Origin of the sequence: Kluyvera cryocrescens NBRC 102467 (assembly GCF_001571285.1) — a bacterium.
In the GTDB taxonomy this organism is placed as follows: Bacteria; Pseudomonadota; Gammaproteobacteria; order Enterobacterales; family Enterobacteriaceae; genus Kluyvera; species Kluyvera cryocrescens.
This window is the reverse complement of record NZ_BCTM01000015.1, coordinates 37,055-53,689: the sequence shown is the minus strand read 5'-3', so window position 1 is coordinate 53,689 and position 16,635 is coordinate 37,055. Positions and strand designations below refer to the sequence as shown.

Below are 16,635 nucleotides of genomic sequence, written 5' to 3'. Positions count from 1 at the left end.
ACGCCATGGTTATTACAGTTCCAGAATGACTTTTGCCGCCACGGCCATCTGGTAAAGAATGGTGGAAATACCGCGGGTGACTTCCAGGTTTTTGGTTTCATACTTCGGCAGAACCATAATTTCATCGCCTGGAATGATGTCATCCACGTCGTCGGCATCGACCGCTGCGCCGTCCTGGTGAATCACAATAATTTTTGATTGCCCGGATTTTTGCGTCAGACCACCGCACTTCTCGATGTAATCATCGACATCAAGCTTCTTATCCCAGGAGATAGCATTGGGGAACAGCACGGAGCCGTGGATCATCACCAGCGATGTTTTTTCCGGAACGGTGATGACATCGCCATCTTCCAGAATCACGCTATCGAGATTGTTTTCATTAAGAACAACCTGCCCTTTAGGTACCACGTTGCGCGCTTTGGCGACGAAACGACTCACCAACTGAGCTTCCTGAACGCGCAGACGGGCCTCTTCCTGCGTTGACGATTGTGAGGAAAGTGAGGCTTCTTCCAGCTTTTGTAAGGAGGTATTGAGCATCTCCTTCTGACGTACAGCAACCGAATGGCGGTAGAGCTGAATACTGCTGAGCTGAGACATGCTGTTTGGTTTGAGCTGAGCCAGCACCTGCTTCATCGTTGCACCATATGGCAGTACCACCGCATGTTCGCCGGAATGGGCGCCTTCAATACGCACCTGGATCGTTCCGGCGTAGCGGTCTGAGCTGATAATCAGCTTGTCACCATCCTGCAGTATCTTTCCCGAGGCGTTGCTTAGCGGGTAGTACTCGGTTCGCTTCATCGCCCCCTGTTGACGAATGATCGTAAAGTGCGTCGCTCCCGGTTTTGGTCGCGACCACTCCAGTGCTTCAGACACAGGGATGCTGCCGTCGTGGAATTCAAAATCGTAGCTGTTATAGACATCGCCCTCGACGCTGAAGGTGTACTGTCGAGGACCGACAACTATCGTATCGCCGTCGGAGAACTGGGACAGGTTCAGCGAACCGTTGAGCAGGAAATCGTAGAGATTGACGTGTGAACGCACGTTTTTACCCCGTTTCACCGTGATATCGACATAGCTGCCACGATCGCTATCAACGCCGCCTGCTTTGCTTAAATATGAAAGCAGAGAATCGGAGGCGACGCCGCCGTAAAGCCCGGGATTTCTAACATAGCCAGTAACAAACACTTTGACCGGCTGTGCCTGCAGTAGAGAGGCATAAACATTAACGTTCGATTGATAAACTTCCTTTATTTTGGCCGTCACCAGGCTATTAAGCTGACCGTTACTGACGCCAGTCACCTTTAGCGGGCCAACGTTTGGCACGAAGATGTTACCCTTTGGGTCAACGGGAAGCGCACCGTCAAAGTTAAACGCCCCCCATAACCGAATCTGTATGGTGTCGCCGAGGCCGATAATATAGCTCGGATTAAAACCAATGCTGCTGCCGCTATCGGCCGTCGAACCGTTGAAAAGTTGGGCGCCAAACATACGGCTTAAAGGCTGCTCCGGGGCGGGTATCGGCGTATTATCGAAGCCGTCGTTGTTAGCGTTCTGACTTTTTGCTGCCAGCAATTGTGGTAATCCTGCGGCTCCGGTGAGCTGCGGGTCTGCATTAATATCTATCGCCAGTACCTGACAGGATTGCAGAATGCTCAATACAAGAAGCGTTTTAACTAATTTCATAATAGGCTCTGTTAATAATATTGGCTGTTAATCAGTCTCTGTGATCTTCAATAATGGCGACCAATAATTTGGCCGTGCCAAAGAGCAGACAACACACCAATAACCAACTGGCTAAGAGATACGGTACGTTGGGGAATCGGGACTCTTGTGGAAGCTGCGGTGAGCTAATCACTGAGAGGGTTTTTAATTTTCGAGCGCTTTCCAAACGCGTTTTTTCGATCGCCTGTAATGAAAGCGCATACAAATCAGTATCAAACTTCACCGTAGTTTTTAGGTCTTCGAAATCAGCTGCCATGCTGTTGAGTTTTTTACCATCAGGTGCGGTAATTTTATTTTGCTCAACATCGATTTGCGCCTGTAAGGATTTAATCGCGTTCTTGGTGCTGACAACCTGAGGGGCATCTTCGCGTAAATAGGTCAACAGGTTGCGCAGATCGGCTTCCATCTCAATTTTTTTCGCAATTAACGCGTTGACCAGCGTGGTTGCCGCCTCGGCGGAGGCCGCAGGATCGAGCACATTATTGTTGTTCTGATATGCCAGCAACTGACCTTTACTGGCGTTCAAGCGAGCTTTGGTTTCCTGTAGCTGCTCTTCGGCAAACTGCATTTGCTCACGGGCAATCTTATGCGACAGTTCGTTGATAAAGCGCTCGGACTCTTTGAGCACCGCCTGGTTAAACGCTTGGGCGAATGCTGGCGTAAAGCCCTGTGTCTGGATTGATAGCAGCCCCGTTTTCTCGTCATAGTCGACGGTCAAACGGGAGCGGTAATACTCAAGGTACTGTTCTGCGGTGATTTGAGCGGGCAAATGGAAGAGAAAATCCCAGCCGCTCTGGCTAAAGGCCTCATGAAAATTGAGCTTCTTATCCAGCACCTGCTGCATATCCGGCGAGTTGATGTATTCCTTCAGATACAGCGAATCTTCTGCGGAAGAGGGATTGGATGCTCCCAGCAGTAGGCCGAAGTTGAGGCTCGAGCTGTCGAGGTCATTGGGGCGTTTCACCGCAACCTTAGACTCACTGACGTAACGAGGTTGGCTGAAAATGACCAGGTAAATGATCAGCAGGCACATCGGGGCAGCGATCACGGCTTTCCACAAATGGCGCTGAATATCGATTTGCCGGCATTTTTTCACTATTGTACGCGCCAGTCTTTTCTTTCTGGCAATAAAACGACTAAAAAGCACTTTGTTGATTTTCATGGGTTATTTGATTTTTAGGTGAATTTATTAAATGAATAAGCAGGTTAGCGGAAGATGAATTTATCCACTCCATTTATTTATTTGATTCATTTCATATAACGCATGATGTTCACGGCGATCAAACATCTCATTCCTTTGTGATAATTTGAATAGCGGCCTATATCCAATGAATTCCTTATCATGGATAATTTTGGCGAATGTTTTCTATTCCTGAACCGATGCGGTATTTTTAGCACAGTCATTAAAGCATCACAATAGTGACTATATATTACGTGGTTAACTTGTATTTATTATATTATTGAAGCTTATTGTTTAATGCATAATACGCGAGGAATTGAGCGGGTAATGATGTTGTTTAATACTTTTTTGAATGATTTTATTTTTTCTTTAAGTTGCATTAAACATTACTGATGAGGTTTATCCAGGACGAACGGGTGAGGTTTCTATTATTGGCGTAAATTCAAGAAATGGGGGGCGGGATATGCATTCAGGATGAATCAGATTTTTTGTTTTGTACGGCTGATGATATTCCTCTCTTCAAATAGCAAAACGGGAGCAGCGTTGCCGCTGCTCCCGTTAATGAGATTACTTCGAAATACGTTTGTACTTGATACGTTTTGGCTCCAGCGCATCTGCGCCCAGCGTACGTTTCTTGTACTCTTCGTATTCGGTAAAGTTACCTTCGAAGAATTCCACTTTACCTTCATCCTGGTAATCCAGAATGTGGGTCGCGATACGGTCAAGGAACCAACGGTCGTGCGAGATAACCATGGCGCAGCCTGGGAATTCCAGCAGGGCGTTTTCCAGTGCGCGCAGGGTTTCGATATCCAGGTCGTTGGTTGGTTCATCGAGCAGCAGCATGTTACCGCCAACCTGCAGCAGTTTTGCCAGATGCAGACGACCACGTTCACCACCGGACAACTCGCCGACGCGTTTGCCCTGATCAACACCTTTAAAGTTGAAGCGGCCAACGTAGGCGCGGCTTGGCATTTCGGTGTTGCCGATTTTCATGATATCCAGCCCGCCGGAGACTTCTTCCCATACGGTTTTGCTGTTATCCATTGCGTCACGGAACTGGTCAACGGAGGCCAGCTTCACGGTCTCACCCAGTGAGATGGTACCGCTGTCAGGTTGCTCCTGGCCGGACATCATGCGGAACAGCGTGGATTTACCCGCGCCGTTCGGGCCGATGATACCGACGATTGCGCCTTTCGGTACCGAGAAGCTCAAATCATCGATCAGGACGCGATCGCCGTAGGATTTACGCAGGTTGCTGACCTCAACGACTTTATCGCCCAGACGTGCTCCAGGTGGGATAAACAGTTCGTTGGTTTCGTTACGCTTCTGGTATTCGGTATTGTTGAGCTCTTCAAAGCGTGCCAGACGGGCTTTGCCCTTGGACTGACGGCCTTTAGCGCCCTGACGTACCCACTCCAGCTCTTTCTCGATGGATTTACGGCGAGCCGCTTCCTGAGAGGCTTCCTGCGCCAGACGCTGATCTTTCTGCTCCAGCCAGGAGGAGTAGTTGCCTTCCCAAGGAATACCTTCACCGCGGTCCAGCTCCAGAATCCAACCGGCAACGTTATCGAGGAAGTAACGGTCGTGGGTAATCGCCACTACGGTGCCTTCGAAGTCGTGCAGGAAGCGTTCCAGCCATGCCACAGATTCAGCATCCAGGTGGTTCGTCGGTTCGTCGAGCAGCAGCATGTCTGGTTTTTCCAGCAGCAGGCGGCACAGTGCGACGCGGCGGCGTTCACCACCGGACAGCTTCTCAACTTTCGCATCCCAATCCGGCAGACGCAGGGCATCAGCCGCGCGTTCAAGCTGCACGTTCAGGTTGTGCCCGTCATGCGCCTGAATGATTTCTTCGAATTTGCCCTGCTGTGCAGCAAGTTTATCGAAGTCGGCGTCCGGTTCGGCGTATTTAGCATACACTTCATCCAGACCTTTCAACGCGTTAACCACTTCGGCAACCGCTTCTTCAACGGATTCGCGAACGGTATGTTCAGGGTTCAGTTTGGGTTCCTGCGGCAGGTAACCAATTTTGAGACCCGGCTGTGGGCGAGCTTCACCTTCGATATCGGTGTCGATACCGGCCATGATGCGCAGCAGGGTGGATTTACCAGCGCCATTCAGGCCCAGTACACCGATTTTTGCGCCAGGGAAGAAGCTCAGTGAGATGTTTTTAAGAATATGACGTTTCGGCGGAACCACTTTGCCGACACGATGCATGGTATAAACGAATTGAGCCACGTTGGACTTCGCCTCTTTTATAGTGATGAATAGAGTTTTCAAAGGCGAAGTGTAGCTGTTTTCACCCTTCAAGCCCAGCAGGCAAATTCAGCGGCGTTAAGACACCGATAAAACGTAAAAAAGTGTTCATTACGTGGAACATTTAGCCATCAATAGTTAGCATAAATTTATTACGCGGCATGAAGCTGCACTGACGTAACGTGACAACGAGGAAGAGCCTGTGGAAACAGCCAAACAATTTACGTGGCGTCTGCTGGCAGCGGGTGTTTGCCTGCTGACCGTCAGTAGTGCGGCCCACGCTGATTCGCTGGATCAGCAGCGCAGCCGCTACGCGCAAATCAAACAGGCATGGGACAACCGCCAGATGGATGTGGTGGAGAGCCTGATGCCGACCCTGCGTGATTATCCGCTTTATCCCTATCTGGAGTATCGGCAGATTTCCGGCGATCTCATGAACACGCCTGCGCTGACCGTGACAAATTTTGTGCAGGCTAACCCGACGCTGCCGCCTGCCCGCACGCTCAAAAACCGTTTCGTCAATGAACTGGCGCGCCGTGAGGACTGGCGCGGCCTTTTGGCATTTAGCCCGGACAAGCCGGGTACCGCAGAGGCGCAGTGTAATTATTACTATGCCAAATATTCCGTAGGCGATACTCAGGGCGCATGGGAAGGGGCAAAAACGCTATGGCTAAGCGGACAAAACCGGCCGAATGCCTGCGATAAGCTATTTAGCGCGTGGCGCTCGTCTGGCACTCAGGATCCACTTGCCTATCTGGAGCGTATTCGATTGGTGATGAAGGCCGGGAATACCGGGCTGGTGAAAGTGCTGGCATCGCAGATGCCAGCGGAATATCAAACCATGGCGACCGCAATTACCGACCTGGCCAATAATCCTAACAACGTGCTGACGTTTGCGCGTACCACCGGTGCGACCGACTTTACACGTCAACTGGCGGCCGTGGCGTTTAGCAGCGTCGCTCGGCAGGATGCTGAGAATGCGCGGTTGATGATCCCATCGCTGGTTCAGGCTCAGCAGCTTAATGAAGAACAGACCCAAGAGTTACGCGATATTGTTGCCTGGCGTTTAATGGGCTCCGATGTGACCGACGAGCAGGCGCGCTGGCGGGACGACGCCATCATGCGTTCGCAGTCAACCTCGCTTATTGAGCGCCGGGTGCGAATGGCGCTCGGCACCGGCGATCGCAGCGGGTTGAACACCTGGCTTGCGCGATTACCCATGGATGCAAAAGAGAAGGACGAATGGCGCTACTGGCAGGCGGATCTGCTGATGGAGCAGGGACGAGATGATGAAGCACGACAAATTCTACTGTCGCTGATGACGCAGCGTGGATTCTATCCGATGGTCGCGGCACAGCGGCTCGGTGAGCCGTATTCGCTCCGCGTAGAGAAAGCGCCGGGTTCTCTCTCTTCAACCCTGGCCAGTGGTGCTGAAATGGCGCGCGTCCGCGAGCTGATGTACTGGAATCAGGACAACACTGCGCGCAGTGAGTGGGCCAATCTGGTCAGCAGCCGCAGCCAAACCGAGCAGGCGCAGCTGGCGCGCTATGCGTTTGACCAGAACTGGTGGGATCTCAGCGTACAGGCAACGATCGCCGGTAAGCTGTGGGACAACCTGCAGGAACGTTTCCCACTGGCTTACAAGGATCTGTTTACGCGCTATACCTCGGGTAAAGATGTACCGCAGAGCTACGCAATGGCGATTGCGCGCCAGGAAAGCGCCTGGAACCCGAAGGTGAAATCACCGGTGGGGGCCAGTGGATTAATGCAGATTATGCCTGGCACCGCGACGCATACGGTGAAGATGTTTAATCTTCCAGGCTACAGCAACCCGGTGCAGCTGTTAGATCCGGAAACCAATATCAATATTGGTACCAGCTATCTGCAGTACGTCTACCAGCAGTTCGAAAACAACCGTATTTTTGCCTCTGCGGCGTATAACGCGGGCCCAGGACGGGTGCGAACCTGGCTGGGTAACAGCGCTGGGCGTATTGATGCGGTGGCGTTTATCGAGAGTATCCCGTTCTCAGAAACCCGTGGTTACGTGAAGAATGTGCTGGCTTACGATGCCTATTATCGCCACTTTATGGGCGAGAAAGAGGATGTCCTGAGCAGCAATGAGTGGCAACGACGTTACTGATATCACCGACCTGTGTTATGCTTGTACTCGCTTAAGAGTACATGCATAACACGGTGGCCTATCATGACCCAACAATCCCCTTATTCAGCTTCGGTTGCTGAACAGCGTAACCAGGAGTGGCTTCGTTTTGTCGAGCTTCTGCGCCTGGCGTATACCGACGAGCTTGCACTGCCCCTGTTGAATTTAATCATGACCCCGGATGAGCGTGAAGCGCTGGGAACGCGCGTGCGTATTATCGAAGAGTTGCTGCGTGGCGAAATGAGCCAGCGCGAGCTGAAAAATGAGCTGGGTGCGGGGATTGCGACCATTACCCGCGGCTCGAACAGTCTAAAGTCAGCGCCGGTTGAACTGCGTCAGTGGCTGGAACAGACGCTACCGAAAACTCAGGCGTAAGCGAATACGGATGTGAGTGAGCACCGGAGCTGGCGGTGGAACGGTGCTCCCTGGGTTGCGCTATGCGCGAGTCCGATCGCGATAAAGGTCGTTATGGAAAGGGCTGAGTGCCAGCACCACCGCCTGATGGTAAACGCTGCTGCGCGTCAGCACGCCCGCCGTGAATACCCCAATTGCCCCTTCTTTATTACCAATTTTATCAATGCCGGTGTATTTCGACATGACCGGCCCCAGCGCTTCGCCTGCGCGAACCTGGTCAAGAATGGCCTCCGGTAGCGGTAGCGTGGCGGAACGCGCCTCACCGCGCCGATCGCGACTTTCGATAACCACCCAGCTAAAGGTCGCACCTTCGTCAATTCCGGCTTCAATTGCCACCCAGAAATCGGCATCGGGTTTCACTCGACGTGCATTCGCCAGCCGGTTACGCGCGCCGGCGCGGGTTTCTTCGCTGCCGAAAGGCTGTTCCGGCACGCCGGTATCAACGGCAATTGCGTCGATACAGCAGGATCCTTCACCAAATATCTGGTCAAATGCCGCAAGAATTGCCTGAATTTTGGCAGGATTGGTGGTAGCTACAATAACTTGATGCATAATCTATACTCGTCGTATTTCATGTTGCAGGTATGTTGGCTGCGTTCGTTCACCTGAATCGCCGACTTGAGTCAGCGCATTGCGATTTGCTCGCCTGCCGTTATCCCGCAACGCGAAATTCGCAGAGAATCACAACCCATACAATAAAATTGTCATCGCAGTATAACGGATAAAAAACATGTTACAGGTATATCTTGTTCGCCATGGCGAAACGCAGTGGAACGCCGAACGGCGTATTCAAGGCCAGTCCGATAGCCCTCTGACGGCTAAAGGTGAGTTGCAGGCGGTGCAGGTGGGCGAACGCGTTCGTACCTACGGCATCACTCATGTTATCGCCAGCGATCTGGGCCGTACTCAGCGTACCGCCGAGATCATTGCCGATGCGTGCGGCTGCGGTGTGACGCTGGATGCACGCCTGCGCGAGTTGGATATGGGCATTCTGGAACAACGTCATCTTGATTCACTGAGCGCACAGGAAGAAGAGTGGCGTCGGCTGGTGGTTAACGGCACGCCGAACGGGCGTATCCCGGAAGGTGAGTCTATGCAAGAACTGAGCGAGCGCATGCACGCAGGGCTTGCCGCCTGCCTGAATTTGCCGGCGGGAAGCCGTCCGCTGCTGGTGAGCCACGGTATTGCGCTGGGCTGTCTGGTCAGTACGATTCTGGGGTTACCGGCACATGCAGAGCGTCGCTTACGTTTGCGTAACTGCTCGATTTCGCGGGTCGATTATCAGGAAAGCCTGTGGCTGGCGCCGGGATGGGTCGTTGAAACGGCAGGGGATATCTCGCATCTCGATACCCCTGCACTGGATGAGCTACAGCGTTAGCGGCGAATCGGGATCAGGTACTCGCAGCGCAGCATAATTGGCGGCTCCTGGTTCCGGGCTTCATCCTGCGGGAAGAAGCGTTCGATATCCAAACCCTTACGACGGGTCAGATTGAGCATTGGCATGCAGGTACCGTAAAGCGTCAGGATAAACTCCTGCAACCCGGTCCCTAAACCTTCATAGGTAAACATGACGTACTCGCCGCCCTCAAGGGTAACGGGATGGGCGTTTTGGATATGACCATTCGCCAGTTCCTGCGTTAGCGCTGTGGTATAGAACACTTCCTGCTCGTCATCTTTCTCAAGGCTTGGACGCGGCTCATGTAGCCCGTACAGAATCGGCGGAATGGATGGCGAGTTGCCGAGGAAGTCGGTCCAGAACTGTACGCGCATTTGCTGACGGAACTCGGAAATCTCTTCGAGTTTGCAGGTGTAGCTTTGGGTCACGCCCACCAGGTGAGTGGTTGGCTGCGTGACGAACTCGTATTTTGGCATTGTAAACTCGCCCAGACGCAGCGGCGGGCGCATCCCAAAAGAACTCCAGTCAGGAGAACGGCGGTACAGCGCAGGGGTGAGCGAAAACTGCTTTTTAAACGCGCGCGTGAAGGTCTGCTGAGAGTCAAAACGATATTGCAAAGCGATATCAAGGATAGGGCGTGCGGTCAGGCGTAGCGCAACGGCAGATTTAGACAGACGACGGGCGCGGATGTAAGCACCAATAGCATGACCGGTAACGTCTTTGAACATGCGCTGCAGGTGCCATTTAGAATAACCGGCCTTTGCCGCCACATTATCCAGCGATAGCGGCTGGTCTAAATGTCCTTCCAGCCACACCAGGAGATCGCGAATAATTCCAGCCTGATCCATATAATGCCCTCATCCTTAATTTCTTAGGTGCCTGTTACCAAAGTAGCGGATAATAGCATCTTTTGCTGTTTTAGGATTCAGTGTTTTTTTTATGCATAAGTGCGTTTTTACATTAGAAATGACGCGATTTTTTGTAAAGCTGTGATCTTTAAACACTTTCCCGTCAGATGTTGAATAGTCACTTAACTCAATAAATGAAAATGGTAACAATATGAAATACAAGAAATTAATGGCTGGCCTGTTACTGGGTGTCTCGAGCCTGGGCGTGCATGCAGAGCAGATTGGTTCTGTTGATACGGTTTTCAAAATGTTTGGTCCCGACCACAAAATCGTCGTTGAAGCCTTCGACGATCCGGACGTCAAGAACGTCACCTGCTATATCAGCAGGGCGAAAACCGGTGGTATTAAAGGGGGATTAGGCCTTGCGGAAGATACCTCTGATGCGGCGATTTCCTGCCAGCAGGTGGGGGCGATTGTGCTGACCGATAAAATTAAGAATGGCAAAGCGCAGGGGGAAGTGGTGTTCCAGAAACGGACATCGCTGGTGTTTAAAAAGCTGCAGGTGGTGCGTTTCTACGATGGAAAACGTAATGCGTTGGTCTATCTGACCTATTCGGACAAAGTTGTAGATGGCTCACCGAAGAATGCGATCAGCGCGGTGCCGATTATGCCGTGGGGCGATGAGGCCGGTTCGGCAAAATAAGCAGAAATGAAAACGGCGCTGAAAGCGCCGTTTTGTTTTCTTATTCCTGCAGCTCGCCGCAGAAGCGGTAACCTTCGCCGTGGATCGTAGCGATGATTTCCGGGGTATCCGGCGTAGACTCGAAATGTTTACGGATGCGACGGATGGTCACGTCAACCGTACGGTCGTGTGGCTTAAGCTCACGGCCGGTCATTTTCTTCAGCAGTTCAGCACGAGACTGAATCTTGCCCGGGTTTTCGCAGAAGTGCAGCATTGCGCGGAATTCGCTACGCGGCAGCTTGTACTGTTCACCGTTCGGGCTCACCAGAGAGCGGCTGTTGATGTCCAGCTCCCAGCCATTGAACTTGTAGCTTTCAACGCTACGACGTTCTTCGCTGACGGTACCCAGATTCATGGTACGAGACAGCAGGTTGCGCGCACGGATGGTCAGTTCACGCGGGTTAAACGGCTTGGTGATGTAATCATCTGCACCAATTTCCAGACCGAGGATCTTATCGACTTCATTGTCGCGACCGGTGAGGAACATCAGGGCGACATTTGCTTGCTCACGCAGTTCGCGCGCCAACAGAAGGCCGTTTTTCCCAGGCAGATTGATATCCATGATTACCAGATTGATATCATTTTCAGACAGGATCTGATGCATTTCCGCGCCATCGGTCGCTTCGAAAACATCGTAGCCTTCTGCTTCGAAAATACTTTTTAACGTGTTGCGTGTTACCAACTCGTCTTCAACGATAAGAATGTGCGGGGTCTGCATGTTTGCTACCTAAATTGCCAACTAAATCGAAACAGGAAGTACCAATAGTCCCTGACCTGCCTGATGCATGTCGAAAATTAACATCATCGGCGTAACATGACTAAAGTACGTAATTGCGTTCTTGATGCACTTTCCATCAACGTCAACAACATCATTAGCTTGGTCGTGGGTACTCTTCCCTCTGGACCCGACAGTGTCAAAAACGGTTGTCATCCTAACCATTTTAACAGCAACATAACAGGTAAAGAGGCACCAGACAGCCAATAAACCTACGCTTCGTTGACATATATCAAGTTCAATTGTAGCACGTTAACAGTTTGGTGAAATCAACGCTCTGGAATGATAACGCCTATCACATTTTTTCCACAACTCAAGTAGTTGCACAGGTTAACTGATAAATGTGGTGAATCCAATTGTTATTGTTCGATGGTAATGAAAATAGTTCGTATAAACATAGAGATATATGACTTCTGTTAACATTCAAAAGTGATAGTTTCAGGGGGAATAGTTTAGAGTCATTGATATGTTATGAAACATCATTTCATTGATTTTTGTTGCGTTTTTGTAAATTCGCGCTGCGCAATATGTTGAAGTACATCACATTATTGCCCGATAACAGGAAATTAAGAGAACTTTAAATGCGCTTATCTATTGTGCTGGTTTCACCAGCAAGAGCCGAAAATATCGGTGCAGCCGCCCGGGCGATGAAAACCATGGGCTTTAACGATCTGCGTATCGTTGACAGCGTCGCGCATCTGGAACCAGCGACCCGCTGGGTGGCACACGGATCGGGCGATATTATCGACGGCATTACAACCTACCCAACGCTTGAAGCCGCTTTGCACGATGTCGATTTCACCATCGCCACGACCGCTCGCAGTCGCGCACGCTTCCATTACTACGCGACGCCGCAGGAGTTGGTGCCGATGCTGACGGAGAAATCGCAGTGGATGGATCACGCGGCAGTGGTGTTTGGGCGTGAAGATTCCGGGCTGACCAACGAAGAGCTGGCGCTGGCCGATGTGCTAACCGGCGTGCCAATGGTGGCAGACTATCCGTCCCTGAACCTGGGTCAGGCAGTGATGGTTTATTGTTATCAGCTCTCTTCGCTCTTACAAACGGTGAACGTGGCGGCAACGGCAGGTGACGAAAATCAGCTGATTGCGTTAAGAGGACGTATCACTGCCTTACTCGAACGTCTGGACGTCGCCGGAGATGTAAAACTGGCTGACTGGCTGCAACAACGTATTGGCTTATTTGAGCACCGCGATACGGTCATGTTGCATCGATTGCTGCATGATATTGAAAAAAATCTCCCAGAGTAAAATTCTGTCATTGCGTTTTTGTATGGTGTTATAACCCGACATTTTGCTTAACTTATGGCTGTTGCGGTGGTTTGTCGCCGCTTACTCGGGCTGATATGAAGTGATTTCGAAACGTGACGAAGTTAGAAATTCATTGACTTGGCCGGCCATATACTTTAACCAATAGGGGTATAAGGCACAGACAGCTATTCTCGTCGTCTTTCAGGTTACAGGTGCTTGGCTGCGTTCGTTCCCCGAATCACTTACCAAAGTAAGCTTATCGGGATTCGTCCGCTTACCGCCTTCCCGTAACTCGAAATCCACAGAGATATAAATAACAGAGTACACAACATCCATGATTCGCATCAGCAGCATTATGACAATTACCACCACCACTATTACCACAGGTAACGGTGCGGGCTGACGCGTACAGGAAACACAGAAAAAAGCCCGCACCTAAACAGTGCGGGCTTTTTTTTCGACTAAAGATCAAGGGGTCCAAACCATGCGAGTCTTGAAGTTCGGCGGTACATCAGTGGCAAACGCGGAAAGGTTTCTGCGCGTAGCCGATATCCTGGAAAGCAACGCCAGGCAGGGGCAGGTAGCAACCGTGCTCTCTGCCCCGGCAAAAATCACCAACCATTTGGTGGCGATGATTGAAAAAACCATTGGCGGGCAGGATGCGCTGACCAATATTGCCGACGCCGAACGTATCTTTGCTGAACTGCTTTCCGGGCTCGCCGACGCCCAGCCAGGTTTCCCGCACGCTGAACTGAAAGCCGCCGTTGACCTCGAATTTGCCCAAATTAAACATATCCTGCACGGCATCAGCCTGCTGGGACAGTGCCCGGACAGCGTCAATGCTGGTCTTATCTGCCGCGGTGAGAAGCTCTCTATCGCTATCATGGCGGGACTGCTGAGCGCGCGTGGCCACAGCGTCACGGTAATTAACCCGGTTGAAAAACTGCTGGCCGTGGGCCATTACCTTGAATCTACAGTCGATATTGCTGAATCAACCCGCCGCATCGTGGCAAGCCAGATCCCATCCGACCATATGGTACTGATGGCGGGCTTTACCGCCGGCAATGAAAAAGGCGAGCTGGTGGTTCTGGGGCGTAACGGTTCCGATTACTCAGCCGCTGTGCTGGCGGCCTGTTTACGCGCAGACTGTTGCGAAATCTGGACCGACGTCGATGGGGTATACACCTGCGATCCGCGCCAGGTGCCCGATGCGCGTCTGCTAAAAAGCATGTCTTACCAGGAAGCGATGGAGCTCTCCTACTTCGGCGCCAAAGTGCTGCACCCGCGGACCATCGCGCCGATTGCCCAGTTCCAGATCCCATGCCTGATTAAAAATACCGGTAATCCGCAGGCTCCGGGTACGCTTATCGGCGCCAGCCGCGATGAAGATGATTTGCCGGTCAAAGGCATCTCTAACCTCAATAACATGGCGATGTTCAACGTCTCAGGCCCTGGGATGAAAGGCATGGTTGGCATGGCCGCTCGCGTCTTTGCGACCATGTCGCGCGCCGGTATTTCGGTGGTGCTGATCACCCAATCGTCTTCCGAATACAGCATCAGCTTCTGCGTTCCGCAGAGCGACTGTGCGCGGGCGAAAAAGGCGATGGAAGATGAATTCTATCTGGAGCTGAAAGAGGAACTGCTGGAGCCGCTGTCAATCATGGAACGGCTGGCGATCATTTCGGTGGTCGGTGACGGTATGCGGACGCTGCGCGGCATCTCGGCAAAATTCTTTGCGGCGCTGGCCCGTGCCAATATCAACATCGTGGCGATCGCTCAGGGTTCATCCGAACGCTCTATCTCCGTGGTGGTCAGCAATGACGATGCGGTGACCGGCGTGCGTGTCACCCATCAGATGCTGTTCAACACCGACCAGGTGATTGAAGTGTTCCTGATTGGCGTCGGCGGTGTCGGTGGTGCGCTGCTGGAGCAAATCAAACGTCAGCAGGCGTGGCTGAAGAAAAAGCATATCGACCTGCGCGTTTGCGGCGTGGCGAACTCCCGCGCGCTGTTGACCAGCGTACATGGACTGAATCTGGAAAACTGGCAGGCGGAGCTGGCGGAGGCCAAAGAGCCGTTTAATCTTGGGCGTCTGATCCGTCTGGTGAAAGAGTATCACCTGCTGAACCCGGTGATCGTTGACTGCACCTCTAATCAAACGGTGGCTGACCAATACGCCGACTTCTTGCGCGAAGGTTTCCACGTGGTGACGCCAAACAAAAAGGCCAACACCTCGTCGATGGATTACTACCATCAGCTGCGTCATGCGGCTGGGCAGTCGCGGCGTAAATTCCTCTACGACACTAACGTTGGGGCGGGGCTGCCGGTGATTGAAAACCTGCAAAACCTGCTGAACGCTGGCGATGAACTGCAGCATTTCTCCGGCATCCTTTCTGGCTCGCTGTCGTTTATCTTCGGCAAGCTTGATGAAGGTATGAGTCTGTCGGAGGCGACAAGTGTCGCACGCGAAATGGGCTATACGGAGCCAGATCCGCGTGACGATCTTTCTGGCATGGATGTGGCGCGTAAGCTGCTGATCCTGGCGCGTGAGACCGGGCGTCACCTCGAGCTGAGTGATATTGTGGTTGAGTCGGTATTACCGGAAAGCTTTGATGCCTCTGGCGACACCGAAAGCTTTATGGCGCGTCTGCCACAACTGGACGATGAGTTCGCTGCCCGCGTGGCAAAAGCGCGTGATGAAGGCAAAGTGCTGCGCTATGTTGGTAACATTGAAGAAGATGGCGTTTGTCGGGTGAAGGTGGCTGCGGTCGACGGCAATGACCCGCTATACAAAGTGAAAAACGGCGAAAACGCCCTGGCGTTCTATAGCCACTATTATCAGCCGCTGCCGCTCGTGCTGCGCGGCTATGGCGCAGGTAACGATGTTACGGCGGCAGGGGTATTTGCCGATCTTCTGCGCACACTGTCATGGAAGTTAGGAGTTTAAACATGGTTAAGGTGTATGCCCCGGCTTCCAGTGCCAATATGAGCGTCGGGTTTGATGTCCTGGGCGCGGCAGTGACGCCGATTGACGGCAGTCTGCTGGGTGATAACGTAACGGTTGAGGCGGCTGACCGCTTCAGTCTGCAAAATGTGGGGCACTTCGCGGATAAGCTGCCAACCGAGCCACATGAAAATATTGTTTACCAGTGCTGGGAGCTGTTCTGCCGGGAAATTGGTAAACAAATTCCGGTAGCGATGACGCTGGAAAAAAATATGCCGATTGGCTCAGGGCTGGGCTCCAGCGCCTGTTCCGTGGTCGCAGCGCTGGTCGCTATGAATGAACATTGCGGTAGACCGCTGGATGAAACCCGGATGTTGGCCCTGATGGGCGAGCTGGAAGGGCGTATCTCCGGCAGCGTGCATTATGACAACGTGGCTCCGTGCTACCTTGGCGGAATGCAGCTGATGATTGAAGAGAATGACATCATCAGCCAGCAGGTTCCTTGTTTTGAAGAGTGGCTATGGGTGCTGGCCTACCCAGGAATTAAAGTCTCGACGGCGGAAGCGCGGGCCATTTTACCCGCGCAGTATCGCCGCCAGGATTGTATTGCGCATGGCCGCCATCTGGCGGGCTTTATTCACGCCTGCTATTCCCGTCAACCGCAGTTGGCGGCGAAGCTGATGAAAGACGTGATTGCCGAGCCGTACCGTACCAAACTGCTGCCGGGCTTCAGTGAGGCGCGTCAGGCGGTGGCTGGTATTGGTGCGATTGCCTGCGGCATTTCCGGTTCCGGGCCGACGCTATTTGCCCTGTGTGATAAAGCGGATACGGCGCAGCGCGTGGCCGACTGGCTTGGCCAGAATTACCTGCAGAATCAAGAAGGTTTTGTTCATATTTGTCGACTGGATACAGCCGGCGCACGAGTCGTGGGATAA

14 protein-coding genes, 1 pseudogene and 1 other annotated feature are annotated in these 16,635 nt (G+C 52.3%); of the genes and pseudogenes, 9 read left to right on the top strand and 6 right to left on the bottom strand.

Annotated elements, in window-relative coordinates:
• Positions 1-12 precede the first annotated feature (12 nt).
• The 3 genes from KCR01S_RS12335 to ettA all read right to left on the bottom strand — a co-directional run bounded on the left by KCR01S_RS12335 (position 13) and on the right by ettA (position 5,137).
• Entirely contained in the window at positions 13-1,683 is a 1,671-nt protein-coding gene (locus KCR01S_RS12335) for a polysaccharide biosynthesis/export family protein (RefSeq protein ID WP_061283024.1), read from the bottom strand.
• 31 nt (positions 1,684-1,714) lie between these two features.
• Complete coding sequence (locus tag KCR01S_RS12330) at positions 1,715-2,884, bottom strand: capsule biosynthesis protein (protein ID WP_112205632.1); 1,170 nt, start codon at positions 2,882-2,884, stop codon at positions 1,715-1,717.
• Positions 2,885-3,469: 585 nt separating this feature from the next.
• Positions 3,470-5,137 carry an energy-dependent translational throttle protein EttA gene (ettA, locus tag KCR01S_RS12325; RefSeq protein WP_052283161.1) on the bottom strand — a complete coding sequence of 556 codons (1,668 nt, stop codon included), beginning with the start codon at positions 5,135-5,137 and terminating at the stop codon, positions 3,470-3,472.
• A 220-nt stretch (positions 5,138-5,357) separates the two neighbouring features.
• Between ettA and sltY the strand changes: the two genes are divergently transcribed.
• Both sltY and trpR read left to right on the top strand, forming a co-directional pair.
• Positions 5,358-7,295 carry a murein transglycosylase gene (gene sltY / locus KCR01S_RS12320; protein WP_061283023.1) on the top strand — a complete coding sequence of 646 codons (1,938 nt, stop codon included), beginning with the start codon at positions 5,358-5,360 and terminating at the stop codon, positions 7,293-7,295.
• Between the two features lie 63 nt (positions 7,296-7,358).
• Positions 7,359-7,688, top strand: coding sequence for a trp operon repressor (gene trpR / locus KCR01S_RS12315; RefSeq protein ID WP_061283022.1), 330 nt, complete (start codon positions 7,359-7,361; stop codon positions 7,686-7,688).
• Between the two features lie 60 nt (positions 7,689-7,748).
• Here the strand turns inward: trpR and yjjX are convergent, their stop codons facing one another.
• On the bottom strand, positions 7,749-8,279 hold the full coding sequence (gene yjjX / locus KCR01S_RS12310; RefSeq protein ID WP_061283021.1) for an inosine/xanthosine triphosphatase: 531 nt from the start codon (positions 8,277-8,279) through the stop codon (positions 7,749-7,751).
• A gap of 178 nt (positions 8,280-8,457) precedes the next feature.
• Between yjjX and gpmB the strand changes: the two genes are divergently transcribed.
• The gene (gene gpmB, locus KCR01S_RS12305; RefSeq protein ID WP_061283020.1) at positions 8,458-9,105 is read left to right on the top strand and encodes a 2,3-diphosphoglycerate-dependent phosphoglycerate mutase GpmB; all 648 of its coding nucleotides are present in this window, start codon (positions 8,458-8,460) and stop codon (positions 9,103-9,105) included.
• On the opposite strand, the gene robA is transcribed toward gpmB, so the two are convergent.
• Positions 9,102-9,971 carry an MDR efflux pump AcrAB transcriptional activator RobA gene (robA, locus tag KCR01S_RS12300; RefSeq protein ID WP_061283019.1) on the bottom strand — a complete coding sequence of 290 codons (870 nt, stop codon included), beginning with the start codon at positions 9,969-9,971 and terminating at the stop codon, positions 9,102-9,104. The genes gpmB and robA overlap by 4 nt on opposite strands.
• Before the next feature lie 211 nt (positions 9,972-10,182).
• On the opposite strand from robA, the gene creA reads away from it, so the two are divergent.
• Positions 10,183-10,674, top strand: a complete 492-nt coding sequence (creA, locus tag KCR01S_RS12295; protein ID WP_061283018.1) for a protein CreA — start codon at positions 10,183-10,185, stop codon at positions 10,672-10,674.
• 40 nt (positions 10,675-10,714) lie between these two features.
• On the opposite strand, the gene arcA is transcribed toward creA, so the two are convergent.
• Entirely contained in the window at positions 10,715-11,431 is a 717-nt protein-coding gene (gene arcA, locus KCR01S_RS12290; RefSeq protein ID WP_015966004.1) for a two-component system response regulator ArcA, read from the bottom strand.
• A 96-nt stretch (positions 11,432-11,527) separates the two neighbouring features.
• Between arcA and yjjY the strand changes: the two are divergent.
• The 5 genes and pseudogenes from yjjY to thrB all read left to right on the top strand — a co-directional run bounded on the left by yjjY (position 11,528) and on the right by thrB (position 16,635).
• Positions 11,528-11,669 (top strand): annotated as a pseudogene (yjjY, locus tag KCR01S_RS25150) (YjjY family protein).
• A gap of 400 nt (positions 11,670-12,069) precedes the next feature.
• Positions 12,070-12,756 carry a tRNA/rRNA methyltransferase gene (locus tag KCR01S_RS12280; protein ID WP_061283017.1) on the top strand — a complete coding sequence of 229 codons (687 nt, stop codon included), beginning with the start codon at positions 12,070-12,072 and terminating at the stop codon, positions 12,754-12,756.
• A gap of 334 nt (positions 12,757-13,090) precedes the next feature.
• Positions 13,091-13,159 (top strand): thr operon leader peptide, encoded by a 69-nt coding sequence (gene thrL, locus KCR01S_RS25835; RefSeq protein ID WP_072129079.1) that lies wholly within the window; start codon positions 13,091-13,093, stop codon positions 13,157-13,159.
• Positions 13,098-13,215: a sequence feature (Thr leader region), on the top strand. It overlaps the preceding gene by 62 nt.
• Positions 13,216-13,240: 25 nt before the next feature.
• Positions 13,241-15,703 (top strand): bifunctional aspartate kinase/homoserine dehydrogenase I, encoded by a 2,463-nt coding sequence (gene thrA / locus KCR01S_RS12275; RefSeq protein ID WP_061283016.1) that lies wholly within the window; start codon positions 13,241-13,243, stop codon positions 15,701-15,703.
• A gap of 2 nt (positions 15,704-15,705) precedes the next feature.
• Positions 15,706-16,635 carry a homoserine kinase gene (gene thrB, locus KCR01S_RS12270; protein ID WP_061283015.1) on the top strand — a complete coding sequence of 310 codons (930 nt, stop codon included), beginning with the start codon at positions 15,706-15,708 and terminating at the stop codon, positions 16,633-16,635.

Coding starts and splice junctions, on each gene's coding strand:
- creA (WP_061283018.1), top strand. CDS start 10,183: ATGAAATACAAGAAATTAATGGCTGGCCTGTTACTGGGTGTCTCGAGC.
- trpR (WP_061283022.1), top strand. CDS start 7,359: ATGACCCAACAATCCCCTTATTCAGCTTCGGTTGCTGAACAGCGTAAC.
- robA (WP_061283019.1), bottom strand. CDS start 9,971: ATGGATCAGGCTGGAATTATTCGCGATCTCCTGGTGTGGCTGGAAGGA.
- thrB (WP_061283015.1), top strand. CDS start 15,706: ATGGTTAAGGTGTATGCCCCGGCTTCCAGTGCCAATATGAGCGTCGGG.
- KCR01S_RS12330 (WP_112205632.1), bottom strand. CDS start 2,884: ATGAAAATCAACAAAGTGCTTTTTAGTCGTTTTATTGCCAGAAAGAAA.
- KCR01S_RS12280 (WP_061283017.1), top strand. CDS start 12,070: ATGCGCTTATCTATTGTGCTGGTTTCACCAGCAAGAGCCGAAAATATC.
- yjjX (WP_061283021.1), bottom strand. CDS start 8,279: ATGCATCAAGTTATTGTAGCTACCACCAATCCTGCCAAAATTCAGGCA.
- arcA (WP_015966004.1), bottom strand. CDS start 11,431: ATGCAGACCCCGCACATTCTTATCGTTGAAGACGAGTTGGTAACACGC.
- thrA (WP_061283016.1), top strand. CDS start 13,241: ATGCGAGTCTTGAAGTTCGGCGGTACATCAGTGGCAAACGCGGAAAGG.
- KCR01S_RS12335 (WP_061283024.1), bottom strand. CDS start 1,683: ATGAAATTAGTTAAAACGCTTCTTGTATTGAGCATTCTGCAATCCTGT.
- gpmB (WP_061283020.1), top strand. CDS start 8,458: ATGTTACAGGTATATCTTGTTCGCCATGGCGAAACGCAGTGGAACGCC.